The organism is Sphingobium sp. Leaf26 (genome assembly GCF_001421665.1).
Lineage (GTDB): Bacteria > Pseudomonadota > Alphaproteobacteria > Sphingomonadales > Sphingomonadaceae > Sphingobium.
This window is the reverse complement of record NZ_LMKV01000014.1, coordinates 1-13,255: the sequence shown is the minus strand read 5'-3', so window position 1 is coordinate 13,255 and position 13,255 is coordinate 1. Positions and strand designations below refer to the sequence as shown.

General features: G+C 63.6%; 10 protein-coding genes and 3 pseudogenes. 3 read left to right on the top strand and 10 right to left on the bottom strand.

What is annotated here, in order from left to right; all coding sequences use genetic code 11:
• Nucleotides 1-8: 8 nt before the first annotated feature.
• Together hppD and phhA are read right to left on the bottom strand one after the other, a co-directional pair.
• Nucleotides 9-1,046 (bottom strand): 4-hydroxyphenylpyruvate dioxygenase, encoded by a 1,038-nt coding sequence (hppD, locus tag ASE85_RS12830; protein WP_056688891.1) that lies wholly within the window; start codon nt 1,044-1,046, stop codon nt 9-11.
• A complete protein-coding gene (gene phhA / locus ASE85_RS12825) occupies nt 1,043-1,915 on the bottom strand; it encodes a phenylalanine 4-monooxygenase (protein WP_056688888.1) in 873 nt (290 codons plus the stop codon). The genes hppD and phhA overlap by 4 nt, the downstream gene beginning before the upstream one ends.
• Nucleotides 1,916-2,009: 94 nt before the next feature.
• Here phhA and ASE85_RS12820 point away from each other — a divergent pair, with 94 nt between their 5' ends.
• Nucleotides 2,010-2,480, top strand: coding sequence for an Lrp/AsnC family transcriptional regulator (locus tag ASE85_RS12820; RefSeq protein ID WP_056688885.1), 471 nt, complete (start codon nt 2,010-2,012; stop codon nt 2,478-2,480).
• 72 nt (nt 2,481-2,552) lie between these two features.
• On the opposite strand, the gene ASE85_RS12815 is transcribed toward ASE85_RS12820, so the two are convergent.
• Entirely contained in the window at nt 2,553-4,154 is a 1,602-nt protein-coding gene (locus ASE85_RS12815; RefSeq protein ID WP_056688882.1) for a family 43 glycosylhydrolase, read from the bottom strand.
• A gap of 62 nt (nt 4,155-4,216) precedes the next feature.
• A complete protein-coding gene (locus ASE85_RS12810; protein ID WP_056688879.1) occupies nt 4,217-7,075 on the bottom strand; it encodes a TonB-dependent receptor in 2,859 nt (952 codons plus the stop codon).
• A 573-nt stretch (nt 7,076-7,648) separates the two neighbouring features.
• Between ASE85_RS12810 and ASE85_RS12805 the strand changes: the two genes are divergently transcribed.
• Both ASE85_RS12805 and ASE85_RS12800 read left to right on the top strand, forming a co-directional pair.
• Nucleotides 7,649-9,076: a pectate lyase family protein gene (locus ASE85_RS12805; RefSeq protein WP_056688876.1), complete on the top strand. Its 1,428-nt coding sequence runs from the start codon at nt 7,649-7,651 to the stop codon at nt 9,074-9,076.
• Nucleotides 9,073-9,483 carry a cupin domain-containing protein gene (locus ASE85_RS12800; RefSeq protein ID WP_156358324.1) on the top strand — a complete coding sequence of 137 codons (411 nt, stop codon included), beginning with the start codon at nt 9,073-9,075 and terminating at the stop codon, nt 9,481-9,483. The genes ASE85_RS12805 and ASE85_RS12800 overlap by 4 nt, the downstream gene beginning before the upstream one ends.
• A 77-nt stretch (nt 9,484-9,560) precedes the next feature.
• On the opposite strand, the gene ASE85_RS22475 is transcribed toward ASE85_RS12800, so the two are convergent.
• The 6 genes and pseudogenes from ASE85_RS22475 to ASE85_RS23040 all read right to left on the bottom strand — a co-directional run.
• Nucleotides 9,561-10,049, bottom strand: coding sequence for a hypothetical protein (locus ASE85_RS22475; RefSeq protein ID WP_082462801.1), 489 nt, complete (start codon nt 10,047-10,049; stop codon nt 9,561-9,563).
• A 240-nt stretch (nt 10,050-10,289) separates the two neighbouring features.
• Nucleotides 10,290-11,822, bottom strand: coding sequence for a carboxylesterase/lipase family protein (locus tag ASE85_RS12795; RefSeq protein ID WP_056688874.1), 1,533 nt, complete (start codon nt 11,820-11,822; stop codon nt 10,290-10,292).
• Between the two features lie 15 nt (nt 11,823-11,837).
• Nucleotides 11,838-12,243 (bottom strand): annotated as a pseudogene (locus ASE85_RS24415) (SDR family oxidoreductase); the annotation flags it as partial.
• Between the two features lies 1 nt (nt 12,244).
• A pseudogene (locus ASE85_RS23935) lies at nt 12,245-12,707 on the bottom strand (SDR family NAD(P)-dependent oxidoreductase); the annotation flags it as partial.
• Between the two features lies 1 nt (nt 12,708).
• On the bottom strand, nt 12,709-13,018 hold a 310-nt coding region (locus ASE85_RS23930), incomplete at its 3' end, for an SDR family NAD(P)-dependent oxidoreductase (RefSeq protein ID WP_156358326.1).
• 142 nt (nt 13,019-13,160) lie between these two features.
• Nucleotides 13,161-13,255: pseudogene (locus ASE85_RS23040) on the bottom strand (5-dehydro-4-deoxy-D-glucuronate isomerase); the annotation flags it as partial.

The window sequence follows — 13,255 nt, the reverse complement described above, 5'->3', positions numbered from 1 at the left end:
CGATTAGCTCACGCCTCGACGCTGACGACGCCCCGCCGGATCTGGTCCAACTCTATGCTTTCGAACAGCGCCTGGAAATTGCCGTTGCCAAACCCCTCATTGCCCTTGCGCTGGATGATCTCGAAGAAGATCGGGCCGAACATATTCTCGGTGAAGATTTGCAGCAATATGCCTTCCTCCTCGACATCGCCGTCGATCAGGATGCGGTTCTTCCTGAGCCGATCCAGATCCTCGCCATGCCCCGGCACGCGCTTGTCGACCAGTTCATAATAGGTTTCGATCGTGTCCTGGAGCCGCACGCCGCGCGCCCGCAATTTCTCGACCGTGCCGTAGATATCGTCTGTGGTCAGCGCCAGATGCTGGATACCCTCGCCATGATAGTCGCGGATGAACTCCTCGATCTGGCTCTTGTCGTCCTGGCTTTCATTGAGCGGAATGCGGATCGCCCGGTCCGGCGCTATCATCGCCTGGCTGGTAAGACCGGTCGCCTTCCCCTTGATATCGAAGAATTTCTGTTCCTCGAACCCGAAGAGGGTGCGATAAAATTCGCTCCATACCCGCATCTGGCCGCGCCGCACATTATGGGTCAGATGGTCGAGCAGGTCGAGGCCGACGCTGTTTGCCGCCGCCTTTTCCTGCCAGCCGGGGAACTCGGCCCAGTCGGCATAGGGATCGCCGTCGGCCGGCATGAAATAGAGATAGGCGCCGCCAATCCCCTCGATCACCGTGTCGTCCTCGGCCGTCGCCTTGCCGCCATTGGCCAGCGCCCATGCGAGTGCCGCTTTCGGATCGGCGACGCGAAAGGCCATGGCGCTGGCCGACGGGCCATGGACGCCGCGAAACTCCGCCACGCGCCCGGCATCGTCACGATTCAGCATCAGGTTGATGCGGCCCTGCCGATAGCGGGTGATATTCTTGCGCGGATGGCGGTGACTGGCGACGAAGCCCAGTTGCTCGAACTGCGCCGCCATCGCTTCGGGATCGGGCGAGGTGAATTCGACAAATTCGAAGCCATTGAGACCCAGGGGGTTGTTATCGCCGGTCATAGGGCATCCTCCTTCTTTTTCCTGTTTGCATAGGCCTGCGTGCCGCGGGTGAAGATGCGGTCGGTCGGCAGGATAGTGTCGGTGTCGAGATCGGGCAGGCCGTCGAGTTGCGCATAGAGCGGCGCGAAATCAGTCTCCGCCGTCATGCGCAGCAATTGCTCGAAACTGTCGATCACGAAATAGCTCTGTTGATAATCATCGATGCGATAGCGGGTGCGCATCAGTCGCTGGAGATCGAAACCCAACCGATTGGGCGAGCGATCATCCAGCGCAAATTCAGATTCGCCATGGGAGGAAACGATGCCGGCGCCATAGAGTTTGAGCCCGTCGTCCTGCCGGATCAGGCCGAATTCCACCGTGTACCAGTAAAGCCGCGCCAGCCGCTCGATCGACCCCAGCGCATGGGCGCGCAGCCCCCCTTGCCCATAGGCCTGCATATAATCGGCAAAGACCGGGTTGGCGAGCAGAGGCACATGGCCGAACACATCGTGGAAGACGTCCGGCTCCTCCAGATAGTCGATCTGTTCGGGCTTGCGGATGAAGCGCCCGGCGACGAAGCGGCGATTGGCCAGATGTTCGAAGAAGAGGCGATCAGGCACCAGCCCCGGCACCGCGATCACCTGCCACCCGGTGCGCTGCATCAGCCGGTCGGACAGTTCGGCAAAGTCGGGAATACCCGGCCGGGTCATCCGCAATATGTCCAGCCCCTCCAGAAATTCGGGTACCGCGCGGCCGGCCAGCATCTGCGTCTGGCGCGTGAAGAGGCTATCCCACATCGCATGATCCTGCGCGGTGTAGGCCGCCCAGTCCTGCGGGATGGTCCAATCCTCTCCGGCGCCCGGCGGGGCGATATTCTCTGTCTGCGCCATTGGCCCATCATGCCACGCAAAATAGGAAATTACGTTTCATTGTTGCCGATTTTTGGACTATATTCGATAAATATTTATCAGATATGGACTAGATATGAAACAGGACGGTCAGATTGACGACGTAGACCGGCGCATTCTGTCCGCGCTTCAGACCGATGCCGGCCTCAGCCATCAGGATCTGGCCGAGCGGGTCGGCGCGTCCAGCGCGTCCTGCTGGCGACGCATCAAGGCGCTGGAGGCGGCGGGCATATTGACCCGCACCGTGCGGCTGGTCGACCCGGCGCAGGTCGGGCGCGGCGTCAATGTCCTCTGCAACATCCGCATGCGCAGCCACGCCCGCGAAGCCCGCGCCGCCTTCGAACATTTTGTCGACGGGCGGCCGGAGATCGTCGAATGTTTCTCCATGTCCGGGGAGTGGGACTATCTGATCCGGGTCGTCGTCGCCGACGTGGAGGATTATAACCGCTTCCTGATGCAGACGCTGCTGGGCCATGCGTCGGTCGCGGGCGCGGCGTCGCATTTCGCCCTGTCGATGACGAAATATACGACGGCTATTCCGTTATAGGGCGGCCGAATATTCCGACCGTCATGCCGAAACAAGTTCAGCATGACGGCCGGTGTATCGGCAGACGCTGTGCTACAAGGCCCGGAACCGGAAATTGCGGAACGTCGCTTCCCCCGGCCCGGCGGCATAAAGCCCCGGCCGCAGCATCAGGAAACCGCCGCGCACATTATGGTGGTACCCCGACACTTCCATGCCCCTGTCGAACCTACTCCAGCTCTGTCCGCCATCGCCCGACAGATGATAGGACACGATATGGTGGCGGTTGCTGACCTTCATCGTCAGCCGCCGGCCATGGGGATTGGCCGGTCGCGCCCGCTCGATCCCATATTGGTGCGTGACGAAGCGGTTTTCATCAAACCCCAAGCCGCAATAGAGCCTGTCGTCGTAGAAGAGGATCAGCCCCGCCGTGCCGCCCGGCGCGATCTCGATATCGCACTGGAATTCATAGGCCGGGTCGCCCGCGATCAGCAGCAGCGGCGATGAATCGACCGGCGCGGTCCCCCGCCCCTTCAGGATCAGCCCGCCCTTTTCCACCCACGCCCGGCTGGCCTCGTCCGGGGCCGGGCGGAAGAAATTCCATTTTGCGCCCAGCTTCAACTCGCGGAAATCGTCGGACAGCGCCATGCCGTGGGGCAGCGCCTGCCCGCCGCGCGGCTTGGCGATGGGCTGCGACAGGTCGCCGCCCTTCATGTGGAACCAGCCGTCCGCCGTCCATTCGACGGGATCGAGCAAGGTCTGCCGCCCCAAGGTCCACAGGCCATTTTCATAGCCATGATAGACCGCCCACCAGCTTTTGTCGGGCGCTTCGACCAGACTGGCATGGCCACGCGACCACCAGCGTTCGTCGGCGCTTGTCGTATGGACCAGCGGATTGCCGGGATGCTGTTCCCACGGGCCATGAATGGATCTGGAGCGGGCCGCGATCACCATATGGCCGGTCGGCGGTCCGGCCGTGCCGCCCACGGCGGTCAGCATATAGAACCAGTCGCCGCGCCGATGGATCTTCGGCCCTTCCGGCGCGAAGCCCTCGACATCCCATGTGTCGGGATAGCGCCAGGGGTCATAGACATGCTCGACCGCGCCCACGGTCGACAGCCCGTCGTCCGACAGGCGGATGCGGTCGCCGCCCGACAGGAACAGCCAGCGGCTGCCATCTTCCCCCACCGCGTGGCAGGGGTCGATATGCTGGTGCAATTTCAGGTCGATGGGGTCGCTCCACGGCCCGTCGATATGGTCGGCATGGATGACGAAGATGCTGTTCGGTTCGGCCTTGACCGGAATATAGAGGAAATAGCGGCCCTTATATTTCTCCAGGCTCACCGCCCATACCGACCCGATATTCTTGCTCAAAGCCGCCTTGCGCGGTTGCCAGTTGATCAGGTCGCGGCTGTGCCAGATGGTGATGCCGGGATAGCTGTCGAAGCTGGAGAAGGTCATATAATAATCCGCCCCATCCTTCAGGATGGCGGGATCGGGCCGGTCGCCGGACAGCAGCGGATTGAGGAAACGCCCGTCGCCAAGGTCCGCGATGCGCTGATTGTCCGGCCCGCGTTTCCAGTCGGTGGCAGGGACCGCAGCGCCCGGCGCGGCCTCCACCCGATCCGTGCGGGCCAGCGCCAGTGCGCCGCCTGCGGCCAATACGCCCGTCATCGCATCGCGCCGGCTGATCGTCATGCTCTCTCCTTGAACAAAATATCCGGGCCGCCCGTGCAGAAGCGGCCCGGACCCATGAACCGTCACATCTTGAACCGCGCACCCAGTTGGATGGTGCGGCCGAAATGTAGCTGCTCATAATTGCGATTGGCGTCCAGATCGGTGTAGCGATCGCGATAATCGTCGGTCAGGTTGATCCCTTCCAGCGACAATTCCAGTCCCTCGGTCAACTTGTAGCGGACCGACGCATCGACATTGACCGTGCTGTTATAGCCCTCGAAGATGTTCCCGGTGCCGCTATTCTGGTCGATATAGCCGCTGCGATAGCTGGCCGACACGCGGGCCGAGAATTTGCTGTCCTCATAATAGAGCGTGCCGTTGAAGGCGCGTTTGGACAGGCCGAACAGGGTCGCGTTGCGGACCGAGGCGATATTGCCGCCGCCGGGCACGATCGCCGGGCCGGACACGGTGTAATTGGCGCTCGAATCCACGAAGGTCGCGTTCACGATCCCGCCGAAATGCGACAGGAAGCCGGGCAGGAAGGTGAAGGGGGCCTGCACAGACAGTTCGATGCCCTTCAGGCTGGCGCCAGTGCCGTTGACGATCGTGCTGATCGCCCAGCCTTCCGTCCGTTCCGGCTGGATCGCGGCGGGCGAACTGGGCGGGATGACCGACAGCGGCAGGCCGGTGGAGGCGAAGGTGCCGGTGATCGTCTGGCTGATCGGGAAGCTTTGCACATCCTTCTTGAACGCCGCGACGGAGAAGACCGATTGCGGGGCGAAATACCATTCGACCGCGACGTCATAGGCCGTGGCCCGGAACGGATCGAGGAAGGGGTTGCCGAAGCTGACCCGGTAGTTGAAGCCATCGACCGACCCGCCCGGCGTCAGATTGCCGAGCGAAGGGCGCGTCACGACATCGGCCACCGACGCGCGCACGATGACGTCGCGATGCGGGAAGAAGGCGATGTTGGCGGCGGGCAGCCAATCCTCATAGGATCGCGACACGCTGACCATCGTGCCATTGTTCAGGCCGCGCGAACTCTGGTCGGTCTTCACATAGCGGATGCCGGCATTGGCGGCATATTCCAGCCCGAAAATCTCGCCCTTGGCGTCGAACTGGATATAGCCGCCGGTGGTCTTTTCCACCACGCCGCGGGTATTGCCGGCATCGACCGTCAGCGCCCGCTCATACAGGTTGGTATAGTCGGTCCCGGCCGCCAGATTGGGGATCAGCCACTGCGTTGTCGTGCCCGCCGGTGCGCCCGCGCCCTTCAGCGTGAACAGCTCCGCCAGCGCCGACGTCACCGGCAGGCCATAGATGGCGCCCGGCCCGAAGGTGCCGTTGGGCGAGCAGTTGACCGTGCCCAGCACACGGTCGACGCCGCCATTGCCGCACACCACCGTATCGCGGGTGAAGCCTTCGGTGTCGAAGGAGAAGCGGCGATAGACCGCCCCGGTCTTGACCGTGAAGCCCTCCGCCACATCCCATTCCGTGCGCAACTGAGCGGTACGGAACTTGTTGACGGTGGACGATGGTCGATCGCGGATTTCGGCCAGTTGGAAATTGGCGGGATCGGTGACGCTGGTGCCGAATGTCAGCACCGGACGGCGCATATTGCTATAGTCATAGCTGTAGCCCTGCGCATCGCGGTCATCGAACACCAATGTGGTTTCGACCGGGATCGACGCATCCGACTTGGAAAAACCGCCGAGCAGGGTGAAGCGCAGGGCGTCGCTGACATCCTGATCCCAGGTCGCGCCCAACTGGTAGAATTTGGTCTGCGACTTACGCAGATAATGTTCGGTGCGGACCCAGGCGTCGTTCAGCGTCGCCGACACCATATTGCCCTTGTCGTCATAGACCGGGTTCACGACGTCGATCGAACGTTCGTTGGAGCGCAGCAGCACTTCGCCCCATTTCTCCTCGCGCGTCTCGCGGAAGCGGGAAAAGAGACCGTCGATCGACACCTTGGTCGCGTCGGACGGCGCCCACTGGATCGACCCGGTCACGCCCAGCCGCTCGCGTTCCTGCGCGATCTCGCCATAGCGGGGAATGCGTGGGTGGAAGGCGAGCGCCGCTTCGTCGCAGGCCGCACCGGGAACATAGGTGCCGCCGCTGTTCGCCTGGGTGAAGCAGGGCGTTCCGTCGACGCTGTCGAACCGCGCCTGCGACCAGCGCACCGTATTGTTGCCCATCTGCTTGGTATCGAGCTTGGAATAGGCGGCGGACAGGGCCACGCCCCACTGCCCGTCGGCCGACTTCCAGGACATGAGGCCCGCCAGACGCGGCCCCCATTTCTTGCTGAGGTCGTTATAGGAGCCGGTCGCAGAGCCGACGAAGGTGAAGCCCTCCTTCCCCGCCAGCGGATTGCCGGTATTGAGGTCCACCACCGCGCCGAGCGAGCCTTCGTCCAATGAGGCTTCGGCGGTCTTGTGCACCACCAGCGAGCTGAACAGTTCCGACGCGAAGACGTTGAAGTCGAAGGCGCGGTCGCGGTTGGAACTAGCGCCGTCGGTCGAGGTCGCGACCGTTTCCAGTCCGTTCACCCGTACGCGGGTGAATTGCGCGCCCAGCCCACGCACGGTGATGGCGCGGCCTTCGCCGCCGTCGCGCTGGATCGAGATGCCGGGAATGCGCTGCAAGGATTCCGCCAGATTCTGGTCGGGGAACTTGGCGATATCCTCGGCCACGATCGCATCGACCGATCCCACCGTCTGGCGCTTCAGGTTGATCGCCGCGCCCAGCGACTGGCGAAAACCGGTGACGACGATATCCGCCGCCTCATTGTCCGCCGCCACCTGCGGCGCGGCGTCCGCCTGCCCCCCTCCCGGCGCTGCGTCCTGCGCCAGCGCGACGCCGGGCACCGCCAGCAGCATCGCGGCCAGCGACGTGCCAGCCAGCCAGCGGCGATGGCGTTGCTTGAAATCCTGTGCTTGCATCAGCTTTCCTCTCCCTTTCCCATGTCGACGCGCGCCGGAAACAGTCGGTCGCGCGTCACGGTCCCGGCCGGGGCCTCGCCCGGCGTCACGGCCCGTCGCCTTTTCAGCGATCGAAACCGTCATTGGAAACCGGTGTCATTGATGCGCTTGCTGCGATCGACTGTCAATATGTCGGACGGCAAAGGACGAAGATCATATAGTATATCCTTGAATTTAATGACATATATGATCGACGAGAGCCGTTCCGTCCGACCCTTGCAAAGGAAGGCGTGAAAAGACCGATACCCTCGCCCTGCCCTGAGCCGCCGTCCCCTCGAACGAAGAGGAGAAGCACACCCCGCGCCGGATGGTTCAAACAAAGATGCAGCATAGGCCGCTTTCCAACCCTTCATGCCCCGATCCTGTCTTGCAAGGCGCGGAAATCCAGCCTTTCGGCGCGCAAAGCCCCCTCATCCGCCCTTTACCCATCTCTGCCCTATCACCCTAATTTGCGCATCAATTGGAAACCGGTGTCAAATGATCTTGCGACCCTCCCGCAGCGATGCCAAGACAGACGCATAGGAGAGAAACGCCATGACCCTGCCTTCGGCCTCGCCATCGCTTGCCCTGCTGGGCGCTTTCATGCTGGCCCCGCTCGCGCCAGCCATCGCCGCGCCCCCGGCCAGCACCGTCAAGGCGGGCGCGTCGCAGGCCGGCGCGCTCGCCTTCCCCGGCGCGGTCGGCTGGGCCGCGACGACGCCCGGCGGGCGCGGCGGGCGCATCATCCGCGTCACCACTCTAGCCCCTGACGGCCCCGGCAGCTTCAAGGCCGCGCTGGAAGCCAAAGGCCCGCGCATCATCGTGTTCGAGGTCGGCGGCATCATCGACCTAGGTCGCGAAACGCTGAAAATCACCGAACCCTATGTGACCATCGCCGGCCAGACCGCGCCGTCGCCCGGCATCACCCTGATCAAGACCGGCATCGACATCGCCACCCATGACGTCGTGATGCGCCATATCCGCATCCGCACCGGTGTCGATGGCCAGCCCAAGCTGAGCGGCTGGGAAGCCGACGCCCTGTCCACCGTCGCCGCCCACAACATCATCATCGACCATTGCAGTTTCACCTGGGCGATCGACGAGAATATGTCCGCGTCCGGCCCGCGCTTCGATGGCAAGACCCCCGACGACTGGCGCGCCAGCACCAGCCACGCCATCACCTTCTCCTACAATATCGCGGCCGAGGGCCTTGCCGACGCCAGCCATCCCAAGGGCGAGCATAGCAAAGGCACGCTGATCCACGACAATGCCAGCCAGATCATGATCTGGCGCAATATCTACGCCCATAACAAGGAACGCAATCCGCTGGTGAAGGGTGGCGGCCAGGTCGAACTGGTCAACAATATCCTCTATGATCCGGGCGAACGGGCAGTCCATTACAACCTCATGGCGCTGGAATGGGGCGATCATCCCTATCAGACCGGCAAGATAGCGGCGGTCGGCAATGTCCTGCGCGGCGGCGTGTCGACCGCGCCCGGCATGCCCTTCCTGACGCTGGGCGGTGACGGCGACCTCGACTATCATGGCAAGGACAATATCGCCGTCGACCGGTTCGGCGTGGCCCTGCCGATGTTCGGCCGCTATGGCGAAACCCGCGCGAAGCTGAACGAGCTGCCCGCCCCGCCCGTCTGGTGGCCGGGGACGCAAGTCCTGCCGGCGCGCGACGTGGAAACCCATGTGCTCGGCCATGCCGGCGCCCGTCCCTGGGACCGCGACGCCGACGATCTGCGCGTCCTCTTCTTCGTCGCGGAAGGGCGCGGCGAAATCATCGACGATGAAAAACAGGTCGGCGGCTATCCGAAGATGGCCCAGACCCGCGCGCCCTTTGTCGAGGCGGACTGGAACCTCGACACCATGGAGCCGAAATCGGGCCGCTATCCGGGGCAGAAGGCGGAGATCGCCGAACATCTGTCCGATCGCGACAAGATGATGCGGCAGGGCGAAGCGGGAGAGAAGAAATGACCATCCTGTCCCTTTTTCTGGCCGCCACAGCCGCCACCACCGCCACGCCCGCCGCGCCGCCCATGGCGGTCATCGACGAACAGGATGTCGCGCGCGAGGAGCCGACGCCCCACGGCAAGATCGGCATGAGCACCGCCTATCGCATAAGCGACGCCGTGCCCCAGCCGCGCCGCATGGAATTCCGCAAGCGCATCCTGCATGTCGGCTCCGCCATCGGCCTGCACCCCATCGCCCATGACGAGGTCTATTATGTCCTGTCCGGCACGGGCGAAGTCAGTTCCGACGGCCAGACCCGCGCCCTCACCCCCGGCATGGCTGCCTATCTCTACGACGGCGCGGTCGTGGGGATCAAACAGACGGGGACGGAACCGCTGGCGCTGATCATTTCCTATCCGGTGAAGGAGTGAGGATGGGTGGATAGCGGACGGTCGGCTTCGAGTATGCTTATCTTGACCCCAGCCTAACTGCTGCCTGATCAGCCTACTCAGGGCAGAAGCGCTGGAGGAGGTACCGGCAGTGATGTCAAGATTCCTCGCAGCGCTCTATTCCTCGCGGCATGCAGTTCGCCATCACAACCATAATCAACTGTGTAGAATTGATCTATAGATTGCCCCTTCCAATGGAGTGTGATGCCGCCTTGGTCAGTAACGTAATGACCCTCGCAGCGAATATCTTTGGCAATATAATCGGAAACAACGTCTGCTGATATGGTTTCATGGGAAACTCGGTAGGGTTCCGTCTGGGTTTGCAGCTTAGCAAAGCCTTCGCGACCGAGGTTGAAATACCCCTTTTTATTTTCAAGCCGCTGATGGAATTGGCCAGCACCATCATGCTTGATGGATATTTCTAAACCCGGCGCAAAAATTTCGATCTGATTCATTGCTGGCGGGATGCCATCTCCGCACGAAGCCGCGCCGATGCAAAACATTGAAAATCCAGCGCGAAGCACTCGCACCCTCAGCCTGTTCAGCATGTTCATCCCTCGGCGATGTCAGCTTTTAGACATGAACTATAATTGCGCTAACGGCAATTTCTGGTCGAAGCCAGACCAACCGCTCACTGTCCTATTCAACCTCGTAATGTCATGAACGGCCAGTGGCGATGGCTGCCCACCCCCCGATCAACCGTTGCGGTCAGCAACAATATATCCAACATAGGATATGAAATGTCGAAACTTGCGGGAAATGTGCGAAGTTAAGTGTCGGGCGCCCTGTCAACTGCCCGGCTGGATATAGGGCACCCGCGCAAACATTTCCCGTTCCCAGCCGCGCGGATCGTCCACCACCCCGCTCTCGACGTCGAAGATCATCGTCGCCCGCCGGTCCAGCCGATATCGGGACCAGCCGGGATCGCCCTGCCGCGCTAAGGCCAGGAAGCGGTCCATCATCGCCGCCGACGCCGCCCGCGCGCCCACGCCAGTCCCGGTAAAGGAACCCGGCGCATCCAGCGTGCCGAAGGCCAGCGCGATGTCCATGGTGTGCGGCGCGCCGCGCCTGGGCTGGGTCGGCGACTGGAAATCGACCTGATAGACCCAGGTCGGCGCATCGGCCCGCGCCCGCGCTTCCGCTTCGATCACCTGCCCCGGCCAGCTACGCCCGGCGGTGGTCGCGGCGTAGAAGATGCGCTCTGCCGACCAGTCGGGATGATGCGCCCGATATTGCGCGACGATCCATTCCGGCGGCAGGTCCATGCGCAGTTCGTTCGCCATCCGGCCGGGCAGACTGGACCAGTCCAGCCCCCGGATCAGCGGCCCGTCCGGGTCGATGAAAGCCCGCGTCTCATCTCTCATATTGCCCAACATCATCGGAATGGCATTGCCCTGCGGCGCGGCATCCGGCCAGAAAGGGTGCCGCGCCAGCCAGCGCATGTCCAGCACCGGTCCCATATAGACGCCACCACCCAATATCGGATCGACCGCGTCCAGCCCCTCGATCAGCCGGGCGACCGGCATGGTCAGCAACGGCTCCAGATCGGCCGGCGACACGCCCAGCTTCGCCAGATAGGCCGCCGTCCGCCGCCCGGCGTTGATCGGACCGCTCGCCGTCACCTGCTGCCCGCTCATGGTGATGGCGCGGTGGAACAACCCCTTGGCGGCAGGCATCGCCATCATCGTCGCGATCTTGGCGCCGCCGCCCGACTGGCCGAAGACGAGGATATTGGCCGGGTCACCGCCAAAGGCCGCGATATTGTCCCGCACCCAGCGCAGCGCCAGGATCAGGTCCAGTTGCCCCACATTGCCGCTATCGCCAAAGCGCAGATCAAGCCCGGCCAGATAGAGATAGCCCAGCGCGTTCAGCCGATGGTTGACCGTGACCACCACGACATCGCGCCCCGCCAGATGGCGCCCGTCATTCAGCGGATCGACCACGCTGCCGTTGGAATAGGCGCCACCATGGATATAGAGCAGCACCGGCCGCTTCGCCTGCCGCTCCGTTCCCGGCGTCCAGATATTGAGGAACAGGCAATCCTCGCTGGTGGCCGCCTGCGCCGCCTTTTGCGGACAGGATGGGGCGAAGGCAAAAGCGGGCACGATATCGCCCCAGGGGGCGGGCGATAGCGGCGCACGGAAGCGCACGGTTGCCGTATCCCGCCCGTAGCGAACGCCGCGAAAGACATGCAGCCCGCCTTCCCGCGTTCCCCGGATGCGGCCGTGACGTGTCGTGACGACGGGATCGCCTTTGGCCGCCCAGGCCGGCGACGTCATCAGCGCCAGTCCCGCACCGATGAAGCCGCGGCGATCAGGCATGATCTTCTCCCCTCCTCAGCGCGCGAGCCACCCGCCATCGACAGCGAGCACATGGCCATGGATATAGTCGGCCGCGCTGGACGCCAGGAACACGGCCGCCCCGCCGATGTCGCTCGCCGCGCCCCAGCGCCCGGCCGGGATACGCTCCTGGATCTGCCGGTTGCGCGTCTCGTCCGCCTGCAACGCGGCGGTGTTGTTGGTCGCGATATAGCCCGGCGCGATCGCGTTGACGTTCACGCCCCTGGCCGCCCACTCATTGGCCAGCAGCTTGGTCAGCCCCGCCGCGCCGCTCTTGGATGCGGTATAGCTCGGCACCCGGATCCCGCCCTGAAACGACAGCAGCGACGCGATATTGACGATCTTGCCACCACCCTGCGCGATCATGTGCCGCCCCGCCGCCTGGCAGAGGAAGAACAGCACTNCCCCCGCCGATGTCGCTCGCCGCGCCCCAGCGCCCGGCCGGGATACGCTCCTGGATCTGCCGGTTGCGCGTCTCGTCCGCCTGCAACGCGGCGGTGTTGTTGGTCGCGATATAGCCCGGCGCGATCGCGTTGACGTTCACGCCCCTGGCCGCCCACTCATTGGCCAGCAACTTGGTCAGCCCCGCCGCGCCGCTCTTGGATGCGGTATAGCTCGGCACCCGGATGCCGCCCTGAAACGACAGCAGCGACGCGATATTGACGATCTTGCCACCACCCTGCGCGATCATGTGCCGCCCCGCCGCCTGGCAGAGGAAGAACAGCACTTTGAGATTGGTGTCGATCACCGCGTCCCAGTCCGCCTCGGTAAAATCGACGCTGTCGGCCCGGCGGATGATCCCCGCATTGTTGATCAGGATGTCGAGGCCACCCAGCTTTGCGATCGTCTCGTCCACCACCCGCTGCANTAAAATCGACGCTGTCGGCCCGGCGGATGATCCCCGCATTGTTGATCAGGATGTCGAGGCCACCCAGCTTTGCGATCGTCTCGTCCACCACCCGCTGCACCGGTTCGATGCTGCTGAGGTCCGCCGATATGATCTCCGCCCGGCGACCCAGCGCGCGGACCTGCCCGACCGTTTCCTCCGCCGGGGTGCGGCCCACCGCCGCGATGTCCGCGCCCGCAGCCGCCAGCGACAGCGCGATCGCCTGACCGATGCCGGTATTGGCCCCGGTGACGATGGCCACCTTGCCGCTCAGATCGAAGATGTGGGTCATGACTATATCTCCCCCCTCCCTGTCAGGGAGGGGCAGGGGGTGGGTGCGTCCGCGAAGCGGGCGCTCGACGCGGGCGATGCAGCGCGCGGGAAGCCGCGCGATCCACCCCCGTCCCCTCCCTGACAGGGAGGGGGGCAACCAGCTACGCCAGCTGGCAGATATCCAGCACATTCATGTCGGTATAATCCTGGTTCTCGCCCGCCATCGCCCAGATGAAGGCATAGGCTTTCGTCCCCG